Below are 16,656 nucleotides of genomic sequence, written 5' to 3'. Positions count from 1 at the left end.
CCTCCTACTGCGCTTCGCTCGCCTTGCGCGGCCGCTCGAACTCATCGCCCGGCTGCCACTCGACGCTCTGCTTCATCGCCGAAGCCTGCCACCCGAGAATGAACCCGAAGCGCGCCAGCTTAGCATTGCCGCGGAAGTCCATCGCGTCCGTATATTCGTCGCTCGGCTGGTGATAGCGATGTTCGTTGTAGTCCTTGGCCTGAGCCTCACCCCAGGCCGCATCATGACCTTCAAAGTGCGTGCCCTGGTCGATCGAAAACGCAGGAACACCCACGCGCGCGAAGCTGAAGTGATCCGAACGGTAGTACGATCCCGCCTGCGGGAAATGATCGGGATTGATCGCGAGATCGAAAGCCTTCGCCGTCCTCTCAAGCGTCGGATAGAAGGTCGTGCGCTCCGCTCCGCCCGCCTCGATATCCAACGGCACACCGATCGGGTTGATCATGTCGTAATTCAGATCGAGCGCGATGTCCTTCGTCGGCACCGGCGGGTGCATGCCGAGGAACTGCGAGCCCAGCAGCCCCTGCTCCTCCGCCGTAACCGCAGCAAAGTACATGGCATGCGGCGGACGCACGGAAGCATTGGCATACGCCCGCGCCATCTCGAGGAGAATGCCGCAGCCCGTGCCGTTATCGCCCGCGCCGTTGAAGATGTTATCGCCCTTCATTGCCGGGTTGATGCCGAGATGATCGTAGTGCGCCGTGTAGATCACGGCCTGCTTCGGCGTAGAGTCGGCACCCGGCACCTCGGCGACCACATTGCTCGAGATGTAATGCCGCACGCGGCTCGCCACATGCGCCTTCAGCCGCACCGGCAGCTCGTATGGCGTGAAACCCGGCTTGCCCGCGGCCTCGATCTCCTGGTCCACATTCTTGCCGGCCATCGCAAACAGCTTGCGTGCCACATCGAGCTGAATCCAGCTTGCGGCGCGCAGCGTCGCCGCAGGATCGCCTGCCAGGTACGACTTCTCCACCGACTGCGAGTTCTCGACCACCTCCCAGCCATAGCTGGCGAGATCGGTGCGATGGATAATCAGCACGCCCAGCGCGCCCTTGCGCGCAGCTTCTTCGTACTTGTAGGTCCATCGACCGTAGTAGGTGAGCGCCTTGCCCTTGAAGAACTTCTCGTCGCTCGAAGGCGGCTCATTCACAATGACGAGCAGGATTTTGCCCTTCACATCGACGCCTTTGTAGTCGTCCCACTTGTACTCCGGTGCATCGATACCGTAACCGACGAAGACGATCGGCGCGTCGAGGTCTGCCGCAGCCTGCCCTGTCTGATCCTTGGTCACATAGTCGGTGCCGTAGTTCAGAGCGAGCGGCGCTCCGGATTGCGGATCGAACTCGAACTTCGTCGTGTCTTCCTCGGTATGCACCGCATAGAGCGGTACCTTCTGGAAATACGTGCCGTTATCGCCGGCAGGCTTGAGGCCATCGAGCGCAAACTCCGTGGCGATGTATTTCGCCGCGATATCGCCGCCGCGCTGCCCCGGCCCGCGGCCCTCGAGCAGATCATCGGCAAGAAAGCGCACATGCGCGCGAATCTTCTCCGGGTCAATCGAGGCCGCGGCCTGCCGCGCCGCAGCCGGGATGCCCGCAATCTCGGGCACGGACGCCTGCTGCGCCATTGCCGGTATCGTCAAAACCGCTGCACATGCTGCCAGAATCAGCTTGCTCTTCATCGCACTCCCATATTTGAATCAGTATCTGTTACAGATTTTGCGTGAGCCGCAATCTTCGGAAACGCGCCCAGTTTCTTCAGCACCTTGCGCGCCAGGCCCGTCAGAGCCACCTCATGCAGAGCGGAGACTGCGAACCAGCGCATCACCTGCTCCGTCTTCGGCAGGGCTTCATCCCCGGCGGCAGAAAAATCGTAGACCCCGACGGTGTAATTCGTCACCGTAATCGCATGCTTCACCTCGAGCACGCGCAGGCTCTGCGGAGCGGCTCCGCTCTCAAGCGACGGCAGCTCCCACATGCCCGGCATCAGCGATGCGTCCTTGGGCCTCTGTGCCAGCAACACCCGTCCACGCCTGCGCGCAAAAGCATGGGAGACGGTACGGCTCTGCATCTTCTTGCGCTCGCCCGTCAGGTGCTCGCCGCGCGTGGCGCACAGCGGCTGCACCGGGCACTGTAGACACAGCGGACCGCGCGGCACGCAGATCGTTGCGCCCAGCTCCATCATGGCCTGATTGAAATCGCCCGGCCGTGCTGCATCGAGAAACTCGGCCGCGGTTTCACGCAATCGGGTAGCGGAAGCATTCGACTCATCCCAGCCCTGCACGCGCATCAGCACGCGCTCCACGTTGCCGTCGACCGCAGCTGCCGCCTCACCAAACGCGATACTGGCCACCGCGGCGCTGGTGTATGCACCGATGCCCGGTAGATCGCGCAGCTCCTCGGCGGTTTTCGGCATCACCCCGCCCAGCTCGGCCTGCACCTTCTGCGCAGCACGATGCAGCATACGGGCGCGGCGATAGTAGCCCAGCCCGGACCACACCGCGAGCACATCTTCTTCTCGCGCAGAAGCAAGGGCATCAAGCGCAGGAAAACGCTGCATGAAGCGCGCATAGTGTTCGATGACCGCGACCACCCGCGTTTGTTGCAGCATGATCTCCGAAACCCAGATGGCATAAGGGTCACGCGTGCGCCGCCACGGCAGATCGCGCGCATGCGTATCGAACCATGCCAGCAGCATCTGCCGGAAATCGCGCCTTTGGGCGATGGAAAGCATAGAGCGATTGTACGGCGAAGACTCCCGCCGTTCCGCATCTCGATTACCTCGCGCGTAATTGCTGCGATTCTCTCCTGGCGCGAAAGTAGAGCAAAGCATGGCTGCTGCCGGCGCAGCCAACCTACCTCAAGGAGAGAGACCATGCAGACCGACACCATACAAATCGCACCCCCCGCCATGACCATGACCCGGAAAGAGGCGCCGCAGTGGCTGCTCGATTTCTGGAAAGAGATCGACAACAAGACCTTTGGCAAAGGCTTTGACTGCTTCGCCGAAGACGCCACCTGCCATCTCGGCATCGCCGCATGGAAAGGCCGCGAAGCCATCCGCGAGAACCTCCGCGCCTTCATCGACACGGGGTTCACGGCGCATCACGACGTGCTCGAATACTGGGACGGCGGCTCGTTGAAGATCTTTCGCGGCATCGTGACCATGACGCCCGACGACCCCGCGAAGCCTGTCGTGAAGCCCGTCATGACACACTTCTTCTACATGGACGAGGCGAACCCGGAGCAGGTCCGCAGCTGGATCGGCTCGGTCGGCCCCATTGCCTTTTAACCCTGAAGGCGCCGGTGCACGGGGAACCCCTGCGCCGGCGCCGCACCTCGGAAGCGGAGTCAAGCAATGCCACCGGATTCTCTCACCCTTCAACCTGAAAGAGAGCCGCTCGGCACGCTGCTGCGCTACTGGCGCGGCCAGCGCGGCCGCAGCCAGCTCGATCTCTCACTCGATGCCGGCGTCTCGCAGCGCCATATCAGCTTCATCGAGAGCGGACGCAGCGCACCGAGCCGGGATCTGCTGCTGGTGCTGGCACGCGCGCTCGACATCCCGCTGCGCGAACAGAACGAGTTGCTGCTCGCAGCCGGCTACGCTCCCGTATTTCTTGAGTCATCCTGGGATGCACCGGAGATGGCGTCGGTCCTGCGCGCAGTCGATCGCATGCTGCAACAGCATAAGCCTCACCCCGCGCTGCTGATGGACCGCTACTGGAATGTGCTGCGCACCAACGACGCTGCCCCACGCTTCTTCGGCTCCCTGACCGATCTCTCGCATTACCCGAAGCCGCGCAACCTGCTGCGGTTGATGTTCGATCCCGAGGCGCTGCGCCCGTACGTCGAAAACTGGGAGCAGGCCGCGGCAGCACTGCTCGACCGCGTGCAGCGCGAGGTCGTCGGCCATGTCGTGGATCAAAAGACCGTGGCCCTGCTCGAGAGCCTCCATGCTTATCCGGGTGTGCGCGAGTTGAAGACATTGCGCAGCCATCTGCCGGTCGTCCCCTTGACCTTCCGCAAAGGCGGCGAGCGCTGGTCTTATTTCTCGCTGATCACAATCGTCGGCGCACCGAATATCGTCCCCGCGCAGGAGCTCAAGGTGGAGTGCATGTTTCCTCTATAACCGGCGCCGCATCGCGCTACACTCGCAGCACGCATTCGCAGGCATGAATACCTGGAAGCGGGAGGTGGTGATGGACCGCAACCTTGCTTTGAAGGTCGCACTCTGTGTCTTCGGCGTGCTCTTCCTCGCGCTCGCCTACCCCATGATCCTGTTCCTGGCGCAGGAGCCGGCGCTCTCCATGATGATGAGCCTCTACGTCACGCTCGGCATCTTCCTGCTGCTCACCATCCGCAACCCGGCCGGGCATCGCAGTCTCATCGCCTTCACGGCGTGGTCGAGCCTGGCCCATGCCGTGGTCATGGGCTATCAGGCATGGCGTGGTATGGTCATGCGTGGCGAGCTGATCGGTGTGGCCGTGCTTATTCTTATCTGGGCCGTGTTGACGGCACTGGCGCCACGCCGGTCCTCGCCTGCTGGCACCACAGGCTAAGGTAGAAGCGCCGGCAGCGCCTCCATTAGCCTTCGACCGGCACGGGAAGGATCTGGCCCGCATCGCGGTCGAGCTTGAGCACAACAACCACGCTGGTCTCGTTCGCGCCGCTACGCTCAAGCTCAAGGTCGATACCGGCGACGGTCTGCCGTATGTGCACAGCCTCTCCCGTCAAGCTTGCAACGCTGGATACCTGAGCCGGAATCGGCGGCAGTTTCAGCCTGCTGATTTCCTTATTCAGTATGTGCACATAGATGTTCTCGACGCGATGCGTCGAGGCACCGTAAACCCCTGGCAGAAATGGTCCGCCACGGGTGCCGTAGATGCTCTCTCCATACTTCGTGAGCCACTGGCCGATCTCCCGCAGGCGAGCGGCATGGCTGGACACAATACTGCCGTCGGCACGGGGACCGATATTGAACAACAGATTGCCATCGCGCCCAGCCACATTCGCCAGCAACTGGATCGCTTCACGCAGCGACATCGGCTCGGTATCGCCAGCATAGCCCCAGGAGCCGGCCAGCGGATAGCAGGCCTCCCACGGCGTCTGGTTGTCAAAGTCACCGGTAATCCACTCACGGGAGAAATAATCGGGCGGCACATCGGCACCGCGGTTGTTCACAATGATCTGCGGCTGCAGCCGCCGGATCGTCTCATACGCCTTTTCGCCCTGCCAGCTGAACTGGCCGCGATAGTGTTCGCCGGGTTTGCGCTTGGCGAATTCGGCCGTGTGCATGTCATGGCCGAAGCTCAACCAGTCGGTCTCGCCGCCGTCGAACCAGAGCACATCGATCTGACCGTAGTTTGTGAGCAGGCGCTCGATCTGCCGATGGTACTGCTCACGCATCTTCACCGCATTCTCTTTGTAGAGGTCGGGAAAGAAAAAGCCGGGAAAGCGCCAATCGAGTGGCGAATAGTAAAGACCGGCGTGAAGTCCTGCCTGCCGGATGGCTTTCGTATATTCGGCAACGAAGTCACGCCGTGCCGCGGTGCTGACGCTGGTGAAGGGATTGCCCGGATCGTCGAAAAGCGCAAAGCCGTCGTGATGTCTCGCCGTCAACACCGTGTACTTCATCCCCGCATCCTTCGCCAGGGCTGCCCACGCGGCGGCATCGAACTCTGCCGGACGGAACTCTTCGGCCAGCCGCGCATACTCTTCGACCGGAATCTGCTCGTTGAACTGCACCCATTCCCCACGCCCCGGAATGGCATAAACGCCCCAGTGTATGAAGAGGCCGAAACGCGCCTCGGTCCACCAGGCCAGGCGCTCCGAGTGCGGCTGCGGCATCGGTTTCGGCATGCCCGCGGCTGCAGGCATCGTGCGTGCAGCACGCAATGAAGACGGCATCATCATGCCCCCGGAAAATGCACCCAGCCCCAGGCAGAAATTTCTGCGATCCAAGCAGCACCTCACGTTGAAAGCGGCGTATCGATTTCACCCAATGTAAAGCGTCGCCACTGCTTCCGCATAAGAAATGAAACGTCTGCATCCACAGATGCCAACAAACAAAAAGGCCGACTCTCTCGAGTCGGCCTTTTTGTTTTGCGCCGAAGGCGCGTGTCGCTGGACGCGCAGTCCTAGTCACCCATGACGGGCTCTTCGGGCTGAACCTTCGGAGCGGGCTTGATGGAGTCGAGCGAAACCAAGCCTTCGACCGGCTTCTCGCCGAGCACATGCTCGCGATACAGCTTGGCCATCTTGGCGTTCTCGGCATCCTGCTTCAGCTTCGCATCACGCGCACGGATCTTCTCTTCGCGGGCGTTCTTGGCGATACCCAGCTTGTCGAAGGTGTCGTTGGCGGCCGAGTCCACGTGCTCCTGGTTCAGGACCAGCTTGTTCTTGGCCTCGGTGCTGTTCATGCCGACCTTCTTACCACCGGCGAAGATTTCATGGCGGCCATGCTCGTCATACCACTTGGTGAGCGTGGAGGTCATGTGCATCTTCTCGATGATGTTGCGCCAGCCGACGCCCGTGTTGTACGCGCAGAAGCTGATCTCGCCTTCCTGCGTCGCGTAGGGGATGATGCACTGCTCGGTGCGGCGGAAGTCGTAGTTGAACAGATCCTGGAACCACATGCCGGCGATGAACAGGAAGTTCCAGCGGTCGGCACGGCGCTTCTCGATGTCGGCCATGGTACGGTCGCCGGTCACCTTGCCGTACTTGCGGTTCGTAGCGCCAAAGCACTTGTCGAACTTCTGCAGCAGGTCGAGGATGCGGAAGTGCGTGGGCGACTTGGTCGGATCGTAGTTGCGCAGCAGCGCGAGCGTGACACCGACGATCGAGAGGAACTTGCCACGAGCCGCATCGTTGACCTTCGCGACGTCCTTGGCCAGCTGCTCGGCGTTCAGGAAGGCAGTCACCGGGACGGCTTCCTTGGTTTCCTTGTCGATCATCAGCGCCATGCCGATGCCGCAGTTCGGGTGGCATCCGCAGGAGAGCTGACCCCAATCCTTGTCCGGTCCATGGACCAGATCGGCCCAGTCGGAGAAGGTGGACATGAAGCTGATCGGGAACCAGTCGCGGGTCGGTACGCCGAGGCCGGTCTGGTTCTTGACGTCATGCGCCATGTGCGAGAGGGTGTAGCGCTGCGCGTTACGGCGCTCGTCGCTGATCTCTTCATCGCGGCCGGTGAACGAAACCGGCTGGAAGCTCAGGAAGCTGATCGTCTTCGGGTTGTCGAGCGCGAAGTTGATGATGCGGCCGACCTGCTCGTTGTTGATGCCGTTGATGATGGTGGTCACCGGAACGATGTCCACACCGGCCTCGTGCAGGTTCTGGATGGCCTGGACGCGAACGTCGAACAGGTTACCGACCTTGCGGTGCGAGTTGGCGGCGTTGCCGATACCGTCGAACTGCAGGTAGGCGTAACGCAGACCCGCCTCAGCAGCGGCCTTGCAGAATTCCTTCGACTTTGCGAACTCGATACCGTTGGTCGCGGCCTGGACGGAGTTGTAACCGACCTTGCGGGCGTAGGCAACGGCGTCGAGGAAGTACGGCGACAGGGTCGGCTCGCCGCCCGAGAACTGCACCGACATCTGGCGGCGCGGCTTGATGCTGATGGCGTTATCCAGCATCTGCTTGATCTCTTCCCACGTCAGCTCGTGGACGAAACCAACCTGGTTGGCGTCCATGAAGCAGGGGTCGCACATCATGTTGCAGCGGTTGGTCAGGTCGATGGTCAGAACCGAGCCGCGGCCATGCGTAACGGTCGACGTCCCGTGGTTGTGCAGCTTCTCGTCATTGTGCGCCTTGATGTCACGACCGGGGAAGACCTCTTCGAGGTGCTTCATGAAGGCCGGGTCGATGGACATGACGTCCTCGAAGTGACCGTGCTTGGGGCAGTCCTTGACCATCAGGATCTTGCCGTCGCGCTCGATGATCTGCGCCTTGATCTCGCCAACCTTCTCATTCAGAAGGATCTCGTGCGGCAGCTTGCCGTCGATGATCTGCTGGCGAATCTCAGGCACGCACTTGGGACAGAGCGAGTCGGTCGTACGCGGCCAGCCGAGGGGGGGCTTTTCCTTCTGCCACGACTTGAGCAGGGGCTTATCCGACCACTTGGGCGTGAACGACGGGTTCGGCTTGATGCTGTTCAGCTTCTCGAAGATGGTCCAGGTAGCCTGGGCTGCGATCGTGACTGCCCGCTCGGCGTATTTGACGGCTTTCGACATGAAGTTAATCTCCTGTTGCTCGTCCTTACCGCCGGCCCCGGCAGGGGGAGAGGGCGGGTAAAACAAACTACAAAAACGAAAAATGGTGGAAGATGCACCCGAAAGATGCCGGCTCCCGGACGCAATTCGGCCCGGAAGACCTTTTCCATCCTTAGCATAGCCCCGGCTGAGCCCTGTCTGAACGGGATGTAAGTGAATGGGGAAAATCCACAGCCGGACGGGGATTCCGCCCTCCGAACGGCGCCGATTTCCCGGCCAACCGGTCACCAAACTGTCCCGAAGCCGTCCAAGTCCCCAGTTGTCAGTCCCCAGTCCTCGGCAACGGACAACTGGCAGCCGGGGACTAACCCAGCCGCAGCAGTTAGTATTGTTCTTTTGGAGGTCTTTCCGCACCGATGTTCCGCTTCTTCGCGCCCCGCACCCCGCTGTCCGCCGCCCGCCTGGCCCTGTTCGCACTCGCCGGAGCGGTCATGCTGGTTCCCGCCGCCAAGGCACAGAACATCCTCAAGAATTCCTCCGCCGCCGTCAGCGGATTCGCGCAGTTCACCGGGACCACCACCGGCGACGGCATCACCGACAGGCCCACCAGGTCGGCCGGCGCACAGGGCGCCTTCCGCAAGAGCTACCACTGGTGGCTGGGCTGGGAAGCCAGCTACGGCTACACCCGTTTCGCCGAGTACTACACCGGCCAGTCCTACAGCTACCAGCACAACATGCACGAGTTCGGCGGCTCGTACCTGGTCCAGGCCCCGATCGGCGTTCTCGGATTCAAGCCCTTCGCCCTGGCCGGCGTCAGCGCGGTCGTCTTCTCGCCGTCGCTCAACGGCGGACAGAATGTCTCCTGGCAGGGCCGTACTGGGGTCAACTTTGCCGGAGGCATCGACAAAGCGCTGCTGACCGACCACTTCGGCATTCGCGTCCAGTACCGCGGCGTCTTCTATAAGACGCCCGACTTCAATGAGACGGCACTGACCACCGGCACCAGCCGCCTGACCTCCGAACCGATGGCCGGCGTCTTCCTCAAGTTCTAAACGGAGTCCAGCCCGCACCAAGCCCCGCACGCGTGCGGGGCTTGGTGCTTTTCAGGATAGATATCTAGGGCGTATTCCCATATAGATGATCTGAAAATAAAGAACTTACCCTTATCGTTGTCATCCCGACCGGAGCGCAGCGGAGTGGAGGGACCTGCGGTTTTGCCTGTGCCGGAGAAAACTGCAGGTTCCTCCGCTACGTTCGCCTTACGGCTCACTCCGGTCGGAATGACAATCCGCAAGATAAGTCGCTTATTTTCTGCCTGGATATAGGTGGATACGACCTAGTTCACGTCCGGCTTGTCGATATGGGTGACCACTACCATCTCCACCGGGATGGCGATCGGCTCAAGCTTCAGGCCAAGACTCTGAAAGTCCCACTCGTCATTGGGGCCTGTATCTAGCGCAGCCATCCCCACATTCGCTACCGGCGGATTCTGGCCGAGCTTCGGCAGACTGAAGTCATAGGTACCGGTCAGGCCGGTACGATCGACAACCGGCGCCCCGACGAAACCATGCAACTGGTTTGCGAATGCAGCCATGGTGACATGCACATATTGCACCTGCGGATTCTACGTGCCACGCGCGAACGGGACGACGAATCCTCCTCCGACCATCGGCACCTTGATGGGCAAGTCCGGCATGGTGGCCGCCGCATCCTTCACTTCCTTGCGATTCAGGCCTTTCTTATCAAGTACCAGGGCATAGCCGCGAATCGTTCCCGGCTCCCTGCGAACCTGCAGCCCGCATCGCTCCACCAGCGCCGCCTGCAGCATGGACTGCAACATGGGGTTACCCCCCATCGAAGCCGGAGCTTCCTTGTAGCGGCGCCATTCCGTCACATTCTCGCCTGAGACCTTTCCTGTGAAGTCATAGCGTGTCTTCCAGACCCAGTCAGGCGCATCGACCAGCTCGCTCCTGACCTGGCGCCCAATGGGGAAATAAGCATTGAAAATAGTGGTCGCGAGCGGCGCACCCGTCGCCGAGTAGCCATCCGGCCCGAGACCCATGCTGAAACCGGCGCCGCTTCTGCTCGGCCGGATTGAAACCACATCGAAGGCCCAGTGCCTGCCTCTGGCCGAATCGGGATTCCCTTCAGACACGGCGGCAGAAGTTGCCTGAGCAAACAGCCCTAGCGGGTGCCGCAGGCCATCTCCGGGAAAACAGACCAAGGCAAACACGGATACAGCAATCACCAGGCGACTGCGCATCATCCAGCTTCTCCCCGTGAGATGCTCCGCATGCAATAACGGCCAGCATGGATTAGACGGACCAGCCATAGAAAAGCAGGCATCTGGTTTTCCATGCCGGTTATGCCCGGTCCCCGCTGGTTTTCAGAGATTTTACAGCCGCCATCCACTCAACTAGGCTTTTCTTAACAGCTCATTCGAGGTACATGCATGCCACCCTACCGCTCCAGGACAACTACGCACGGCCGCAACATGGCGGGTGCCCGCAGCCTTTGGCGCGCCACCGGAATGAAGGATGGAGATTTCGGCAAGCCGATCATCGCCGTCGCCAACAGCTTCACGCAGTTTGTCCCCGGACACGTCCACCTGAAGGACCTTGGCCAGCTGGTAGCCCGCGAGGTCGAGGCAGCCGGCGGCGTCGCCAAGGAGTTCAACACCATCGCTGTGGACGACGGCATCGCCATGGGTCACGGCGGCATGCTCTACTCGCTGCCCTCGCGCGAGCTGATCGCCGACTCGGTCGAGTACATGGCCAACGCGCACTGCGCCGATGCCCTGGTCTGCATCTCGAACTGCGACAAGATCACCCCCGGCATGCTGATGGCTGCCATGCGCCTCAACATCCCTGCCGTCTTCGTCTCCGGCGGCCCCATGGAGGCCGGCAAGGCGGTCGTCAAGGAGAAGAAGCAGGCCTTCGACCTGATCGACGCCATCGTCTCTGCCGCCGATATCCATTACTCGGATGAAGAAGTCGCCGTCATCGAGCGCTCCGCCTGCCCGACGTGCGGCTCCTGTTCCGGCATGTTCACCGCGAATTCGATGAACTGCCTTACCGAAGCACTCGGTCTCTCGCTGCCCGGCAACGGCTCGGTGCTGGCGACCCACTCCGACCGCGAGCAGCTCTTCCGCCGCGCCGGCCGCCTGATCGTCGACCTCTCCAAGCGCTGGTATGAGCAGGACGACGCCAGCGTGCTGCCCCGCAGCATCGCCACCCGCGAAGCCTTTGAAAATGCCATGAGCCTCGATATCGCCATGGGCGGCTCGACGAACACCGTGCTGCACCTGCTCGCCGCCGCCGGCGAGGGCGAGGTCGACTTCACCATGGCCGACATCGATCGCCTTTCGCGCAAGGTGCCCTGCCTGTGCAAGGTCGCGCCCGCCAAGAGCGATGTCCACATGGAAGACGTACACCGCGCCGGCGGCGTCATGGCCATCGTCGGCGAACTCGACCGTGCCGGCCTCATCGATAACACCGTGCCGACCGTCCATGCGGCGACCATCGGTGGAGCGCTCGACGGCTGGGACGTGATCCGCACCCAGGAAGAATCGGTCCACACCTTCTACCGCGCTGCGCCCGGCAACGTCCCGACGCAGCAGGCCTTCTCCCAGTCCGCACGCTGGGACGAGCTCGATACCAACCGCGAATCCGGCGTGATCCGCTCCGCCGTGCATGCCTTCAGCAAGGACGGCGGCCTCGCCGTGCTCTTCGGCAATCTCGCGCCGGAAGGCTGCATCGTAAAGACCGCGGGCGTCGATCCCTCCATCCTGGTCATGCATGGCAAGGCGATCGTCTTTGAGAGCCAGGAAGACGCCATGGAAGGCATCCTCAACGACAAGGTTGTGGCTGGCGACGTGGTCGTCGTCCGCTACGAAGGCCCGAAGGGCGGTCCCGGCATGCAGGAGATGCTCTACCCGACCAGCTATCTGAAGTCGAAGGGGCTGGGCAAAGCCTGCGCGCTGATCACCGACGGGCGCTTCTCCGGCGGCAGCTCGGGACTCTCCATCGGCCACGTCTCGCCGGAAGCGGCCGAAGGCGGACTGATCGGGCTGGTTGAAACCGGCGATCCGATCAGGATCGATATCCCCGCCCGCCTGATCCAGCTCGACCTGAGCGATGCGGTCATCGAAGAGCGCCGCAAGGCCATGGCCGCCCGCGGCCCCAACGCATGGAAGCCGGTCAACCGCGAGCGCGTCGTCTCTCCCGCGCTCCAGGCCTACGCCGCGCTCACCACCAATGCGGCACGCGGCGCCATCCGGGACGTGACACAGCTTCACGCGAAGTAGCAGCACGGCGGCGCATCGGCAGCAGAGCGATTGTCATCCCGACCTGCTGCTTTTCATCAAGCGAAGAGACGAGGATGGCCCATTCAAGCCCGCTTTTAGGGCTTGAATGGGGAAGCGCGTAACGTCCGCCATGCACCGGGATGCCCGCAAGAACGCGCCGAAGGCGCAGTCGCCTGGACGGCTAGTCCTGGCCCGGATGTGCACGCTGCCAGTGCCGCGATTTGCGGTTGTGATGGAACGCCGCGTCGCGGATATCTGGCCAGAATTCCATGAAGAGGTTGTTCGCTGCCGCGCCGGCCAGCGACGTGCCCCAGGTCTTGAAGACCACGCCCGCATTTACGCTCGCCGAGGGATAGTAGGTCATCGCCAGCGCCGAAGCCGCCAGCCGGCCGCCCAGATCCGAGTAGTTCGGAATGCGGTTGCCCTTATCGTCCTGGTCGATCACCAGCCGCTCGACCGCCCACTCGGCACGCTTCCCCGGCCTTCCGGAGCCCATGCGGAAATAACGCGGATCGGTGTGAGTCAAGGTAGGGATCAGGCTGTCGGAGAAGAATCGCATGCTCGATTCCCTGAGCGCCGCCGCTCCCAGCCGCTCGCCGAACGCCCCGGAATCGGTGCCGAACTTCGGATCGCCGCCGGTCAGCTGCCCATATCCTGCGGAAAAGAACGCAGGAACCAGGCTCACCGGGCTGACTTCCTCATGCAGCCAGAACACCATCTTCTCGCTCGGGCGCAGCGGATGATACGGCCGCCCCGGATCGACCACACCATACCACTTACTCTGCGCATAGGTGAGCTCCGGAGCCGAGGCATGAGGCGGCACGGGCGCGTCAGGCAATGGATTGGAGTTCTGAGGCTGCGTCTGCGCTGCTGCCATCAGCGGGCCCAGAAAAATCATGAAAAATACCGATAAACAACGTGCCTTCGTGAGTGTTCTGTGATTTTTTCGTTCCATCCACGTTTCATCCAGGGGATTGCTTCCATGGGCCACACGGCATTTCCCCTCCTGGAACACCACATGTTGAAAGAACCGAGGCAGCTGCATTCGGGGTTAGACAAGGAATCTCCCCGGAAAGATGTATGCCAACCACCAGAGGATGCAGGAGCATCCAATACAACCTCCGCGAGGTAACTCCTTCGGCACCATAGGCCTCGCGCGCATTGATTTCGCCGCATGCAGTTACCGATACTGTCTCTGCACCCATCCGCGGAGAGGCGGCATTGGCCATGGATGACCAGAAGAAGCGCGGCTTCGAGAACTTCGGCCGCAAGGTTGATGAAAAAGTAAATGATGCGCTGCCTCGTATCGAGGAGGAGCTGAAGCGCATCATCGCCTACCTCAACGACGAGGTAGTGCCCGACGTGCGCCGCAATTCGCTCAAGGCCATGCGCATCGCCTCCGAAAAACTCTCCGCGCTGGCCGACCGCTGGGAGCAAGGCCACGGCAATCCTCAAGGCGGTACCCGCTGAGCATGATTCATTCCTCATTGCAGAAACGGCTGGCAGCCCTCGCTGCAGCCGCCGCTACACTCTGGCTTGCCGGGTGCGGCCACCATCAGCAGGCCGTCTATGTACCGCCGCCACCGCCAGTCAGCGGCTCACAGCCGAGCTATCCGCCTGCGAATACCACCGGCATGGCCAGCGCCCCGGCATCGCCCTCGGCCACCATTCCCGAGCACCCGATCTACAGCGAAGTCGGCATGGCCAGCTGGTATGGGCCACCCTATAACAAGCGCCGCGGCGCCAACGGCGAGATCTTCGACCAGGATGCCATCACCGCCGCGCACCGCACCCTGCCCATGGGCTCGCTCATCCGGGTCACGAATGTGAGCACCGGCCAGACCGCGACCATGCGCGTCACCGACCGCGGTCCCTTCGTGCCCAACCGCGTGCTCGATCTCTCGGTCGGCGCAGCCAAGACAATCGGAGTCTGGCGCCCGGGCCTGGCGCAGGTGCGCATCGACGTCCTCGAAGCACCCAAACCGATTGCCACCGGCGGCCGCTGGTGCGTGCAGATCGGCGCATTCCAAAGCGAACATGACGCCAACAAGCTCGAAGAACATCTCCAGCACAAATACCAGACAGCCAATGTCATCGAGTTCGCCGGGCCCACCGGGCACTGGGTGCGCATCCGCCCCGCCGGCGACGACCGCCAGAAGGCCGACGAGATCCAACGCGAACTCGAGCCGAAGGAAGGCCAGGCGTACCTCGTAAGGCTGGACTAGAGCGAGTCAGCGCGGCTTCGCCGCCAGCGAGTCAGCAACAGGCAGCCAATCACAAAAACGGCCAGCTGAAAAGCGACCAGCAGTCAGGCACAAGAACGGCCAGTAGAAAAGCGGCCAGCAAAAGCAAAAACGGCCAGCAGGGGCAACACCCCCACTGACCGTTTTTGTGACTGACTGCTGGCCGCTGACTGCTGACTGCTGACCGTTCTTACGCCTGACTGCCCAGCCTTACACAGCAGCCGCAACAGCCGCGTCATTGGCCTTGACCTTGAAACGCTTGGTCGAGATGCGCAGGGTCTTCTCGATCTTGCGCAGCAGGTGTGCTTCGTCAGGAGCGGCGAAGGTCGAGGCCATACCGCGCGCCGAAGCGCGGCCGGTGCGGCCGATGCGGTGCACGAAGTCCTCGGCCTCACGCGGAATGTCGTAGTTCACCACGTGCGCCACGTCGGCCACGTCGATGCCGCGCGCGGCCACATCGGTCGCCACCAGCACGCGGTTGCGGCCGTCGGCAAAGCTGCGCAGCGCGGTGTTGCGCTGCGACTGCGAACGGTCACCGTGGATCTGCGTAGCCGAGTGCCCCTTGCGCGCCAGGCGACGGGCAACACGGTCGGCACCGTGCTTGGTGCGCACGAAGACCAGGAAGCTGCCCTCATGAGCATCCAGCAGATGCTCAAGCAGCTCCTGCTTCTTCTCGACGGGAACCTCGAAGCTCTGCAGCTCGACGTTATCGGAAGGCTTCATCGTCGAACCGATTTCGATGCGAACCGGGTTCTTGAGATAGTCGCGGACGACTTCCTTGATCGGGCCGCTCAGCGTGGCCGAGTAGCAAAGCGTCTGGCGCTCGGCTGAGAGCGCGCCGACAATGCGCTTGATGGCCGGCTTGAAGCCCATATCCAGCATGCGGTCCACTTCGTCGAGGACCAGCATCTTCACGCCCGAGAGGTTCACCAGCTTGCGCTGGAGATAGTCTTCGAGACGGCCCGGGGTGGCCACGATCAGGCGCGCGCCGCGGCGCAGAGCTTCGAGCTGCGGGCCTTCGGCCATGCCGCCGACGACCAGCGCCGCGCCCTGATTCGAACGGGTGAGCTGCTTGTAGCGCTCGAGCACCTGCATGGCCAGCTCGCGCGTGGGCAGCAGAACAAGCGCCGAAGGCGTCTTGCCGGCGGGCATCCGCTCAATGACCGGGATGAGGAAGCTCAGGGTCTTGCCGGTGCCGGTGGCCGCGGTGGCCAGAACATCATGGCCTTCGAGGGCCGGAGGAATCGCACCGGCCTGCACCGGGGTCGGGGTCACAAACTTGGCATGGGCCAGCTGCTGCTTGAGCGCGGCCGAAATGGAAAAATCGGAAAACTGAGTCAACTTGATCCTTAGCGCGCGGCGCTGTCCACATTTCATCCCGCGCCCGAATAGGCGCACACGGACGGCCGCTGCCTGCTGGCTTTCCATACGCAGGCACACACCCGCCGGAAAGCAAAAACATAGAATGCGTCGGGAAGGATAGAGCTGGTTTCCTGTTTCAAGGAACCGGCTATAGCGAAAGCGGGAGCGCTACTCTAGCGCTGGCCTCGGCGTTGTTCCGAACGCTGCGTCTTCGGCCGCAATGCCTGCAGGAACCACACACTGCATGCGACGGCCTGGCCGGAGGTCATACAAAACCGGCCATTACGCTGAGGGGCTTGGAAACGATTTGCCAGGCGATCTTGCTGGATGAGGGCGAGAACGACTCACACGCCAAACAACTGAGCGTGATCCCAGTATAACAGGATTCCCTGCTGCACTCACTGCGGCGGCTACGTCCTTTGTGTCATGCCAGAGCATTTGGCCATCGATACACGGGAAACACAGCTATTGGTTTCCTATCCGCATGAGCCAGCGAAAAACAAGCACGAAAACGCATAGCCTTTTTAGCTTGCAAT

At 62.1% G+C, this 16,656-nt stretch carries 13 protein-coding genes and 1 pseudogene; 7 read left to right on the top strand and 7 right to left on the bottom strand.

The features are described 5' to 3' along the window. Window positions 1-4: 4 nt before the first annotated feature. Together ESZ00_RS08915 and ESZ00_RS08910 are read right to left on the bottom strand one after the other, a co-directional pair. Window positions 5-1,681: a M28 family peptidase gene (locus tag ESZ00_RS08915; protein WP_129207735.1), complete on the bottom strand. Its 1,677-nt coding sequence runs from the start codon at window positions 1,679-1,681 to the stop codon at window positions 5-7. After that, window positions 1,678-2,733 (bottom strand): A/G-specific adenine glycosylase, encoded by a 1,056-nt coding sequence (locus ESZ00_RS08910; protein WP_129207734.1) that lies wholly within the window; start codon window positions 2,731-2,733, stop codon window positions 1,678-1,680. Before ESZ00_RS08910 ends, ESZ00_RS08915 begins: the two co-directional genes overlap by 4 nt. Before the next feature lie 141 nt (window positions 2,734-2,874). On the opposite strand from ESZ00_RS08910, the gene ESZ00_RS08905 reads away from it, so the two are divergent. The 3 genes from ESZ00_RS08905 to ESZ00_RS08895 all read left to right on the top strand — a co-directional run bounded on the left by ESZ00_RS08905 (window position 2,875) and on the right by ESZ00_RS08895 (window position 4,558). Beyond that, on the top strand, window positions 2,875-3,291 hold the full coding sequence (locus ESZ00_RS08905) for a nuclear transport factor 2 family protein (RefSeq protein WP_229741059.1): 417 nt from the start codon (window positions 2,875-2,877) through the stop codon (window positions 3,289-3,291). Window positions 3,292-3,357: 66 nt separating this feature from the next. Next, on the top strand, window positions 3,358-4,128 hold the full coding sequence (locus tag ESZ00_RS08900; protein ID WP_129207733.1) for a helix-turn-helix domain-containing protein: 771 nt from the start codon (window positions 3,358-3,360) through the stop codon (window positions 4,126-4,128). Window positions 4,129-4,171: 43 nt separating this feature from the next. Beyond that, entirely contained in the window at window positions 4,172-4,558 is a 387-nt protein-coding gene (locus ESZ00_RS08895; protein WP_129207732.1) for a DUF6632 domain-containing protein, read from the top strand. Between the two features lie 25 nt (window positions 4,559-4,583). Here the strand turns inward: ESZ00_RS08895 and ESZ00_RS08890 are convergent, their stop codons facing one another. Both ESZ00_RS08890 and ESZ00_RS08885 read right to left on the bottom strand, forming a co-directional pair. Next, window positions 4,584-5,960 (bottom strand): alpha-L-fucosidase, encoded by a 1,377-nt coding sequence (locus ESZ00_RS08890; protein WP_129207731.1) that lies wholly within the window; start codon window positions 5,958-5,960, stop codon window positions 4,584-4,586. A gap of 176 nt (window positions 5,961-6,136) precedes the next feature. Beyond that, complete coding sequence (locus ESZ00_RS08885; RefSeq protein ID WP_129207730.1) at window positions 6,137-8,230, bottom strand: radical SAM protein; 2,094 nt, start codon at window positions 8,228-8,230, stop codon at window positions 6,137-6,139. Between the two features lie 395 nt (window positions 8,231-8,625). On the opposite strand from ESZ00_RS08885, the gene ESZ00_RS08880 reads away from it, so the two are divergent. After that, window positions 8,626-9,261 (top strand): outer membrane beta-barrel protein, encoded by a 636-nt coding sequence (locus tag ESZ00_RS08880; protein WP_129207729.1) that lies wholly within the window; start codon window positions 8,626-8,628, stop codon window positions 9,259-9,261. A gap of 284 nt (window positions 9,262-9,545) precedes the next feature. Here ESZ00_RS08880 and ESZ00_RS20300 read toward each other — a convergent pair. Next, a pseudogene (locus tag ESZ00_RS20300) lies at window positions 9,546-10,472 on the bottom strand (TIGR03435 family protein). A 189-nt stretch (window positions 10,473-10,661) separates the two neighbouring features. Between ESZ00_RS20300 and ilvD the strand changes: the two are divergent. Continuing rightward, window positions 10,662-12,515 (top strand): dihydroxy-acid dehydratase, encoded by a 1,854-nt coding sequence (ilvD, locus tag ESZ00_RS08865; protein ID WP_129207726.1) that lies wholly within the window; start codon window positions 10,662-10,664, stop codon window positions 12,513-12,515. A 181-nt stretch (window positions 12,516-12,696) separates the two neighbouring features. On the opposite strand, the gene ESZ00_RS08860 is transcribed toward ilvD, so the two are convergent. Further along, window positions 12,697-13,413: a hypothetical protein gene (locus ESZ00_RS08860; protein WP_129207725.1), complete on the bottom strand. Its 717-nt coding sequence runs from the start codon at window positions 13,411-13,413 to the stop codon at window positions 12,697-12,699. A gap of 329 nt (window positions 13,414-13,742) precedes the next feature. Here ESZ00_RS08860 and ESZ00_RS08855 point away from each other — a divergent pair, with 329 nt between their 5' ends. Together ESZ00_RS08855 and ESZ00_RS08850 are read left to right on the top strand one after the other, a co-directional pair. Then, window positions 13,743-13,985 carry a hypothetical protein gene (locus tag ESZ00_RS08855; protein WP_129207724.1) on the top strand — a complete coding sequence of 81 codons (243 nt, stop codon included), beginning with the start codon at window positions 13,743-13,745 and terminating at the stop codon, window positions 13,983-13,985. Window positions 13,986-13,987: 2 nt separating this feature from the next. Next, window positions 13,988-14,740 carry a septal ring lytic transglycosylase RlpA family protein gene (locus ESZ00_RS08850; protein WP_129207723.1) on the top strand — a complete coding sequence of 251 codons (753 nt, stop codon included), beginning with the start codon at window positions 13,988-13,990 and terminating at the stop codon, window positions 14,738-14,740. A gap of 228 nt (window positions 14,741-14,968) precedes the next feature. Here ESZ00_RS08850 and ESZ00_RS08845 read toward each other — a convergent pair whose 3' ends face one another. Beyond that, window positions 14,969-16,099: a DEAD/DEAH box helicase gene (locus tag ESZ00_RS08845; RefSeq protein WP_229741058.1), complete on the bottom strand. Its 1,131-nt coding sequence runs from the start codon at window positions 16,097-16,099 to the stop codon at window positions 14,969-14,971. Window positions 16,100-16,656 lie beyond the last annotated feature (557 nt).

The sequence above is a fragment of the Silvibacterium dinghuense genome (genome assembly GCF_004123295.1).
In the GTDB taxonomy this organism is placed as follows: domain Bacteria; phylum Acidobacteriota; class Terriglobia; order Terriglobales; family Acidobacteriaceae; genus Silvibacterium; species Silvibacterium dinghuense.
Note: the sequence above shows the minus strand (reverse complement) of the source record. Positions and strands in the feature narration are given on the sequence as shown.

Bases quoted from the DNA above. Each gene is read 5' to 3' on its own strand.
- ESZ00_RS08915 (WP_129207735.1), bottom strand. From the start codon at position 1,681: ATGAAGAGCAAGCTGATTCTGGCAGCATGTGCAGCGGTTTTGACGATA.
- ESZ00_RS08910 (WP_129207734.1), bottom strand. From the start codon at position 2,733: ATGCTTTCCATCGCCCAAAGGCGCGATTTCCGGCAGATGCTGCTGGCA.
- ESZ00_RS08905 (WP_229741059.1), top strand. From the start codon at position 2,875: ATGCAGACCGACACCATACAAATCGCACCCCCCGCCATGACCATGACC.
- ESZ00_RS08900 (WP_129207733.1), top strand. From the start codon at position 3,358: ATGCCACCGGATTCTCTCACCCTTCAACCTGAAAGAGAGCCGCTCGGC.
- ESZ00_RS08895 (WP_129207732.1), top strand. From the start codon at position 4,172: ATGAATACCTGGAAGCGGGAGGTGGTGATGGACCGCAACCTTGCTTTG.
- ESZ00_RS08885 (WP_129207730.1), bottom strand. From the start codon at position 8,230: ATGTCGAAAGCCGTCAAATACGCCGAGCGGGCAGTCACGATCGCAGCC.
- ESZ00_RS08880 (WP_129207729.1), top strand. From the start codon at position 8,626: ATGTTCCGCTTCTTCGCGCCCCGCACCCCGCTGTCCGCCGCCCGCCTG.
- ilvD (WP_129207726.1), top strand. From the start codon at position 10,662: ATGCCACCCTACCGCTCCAGGACAACTACGCACGGCCGCAACATGGCG.
- ESZ00_RS08860 (WP_129207725.1), bottom strand. From the start codon at position 13,413: ATGATTTTTCTGGGCCCGCTGATGGCAGCAGCGCAGACGCAGCCTCAG.
- ESZ00_RS08855 (WP_129207724.1), top strand. From the start codon at position 13,743: ATGGATGACCAGAAGAAGCGCGGCTTCGAGAACTTCGGCCGCAAGGTT.
- ESZ00_RS08850 (WP_129207723.1), top strand. From the start codon at position 13,988: ATGATTCATTCCTCATTGCAGAAACGGCTGGCAGCCCTCGCTGCAGCC.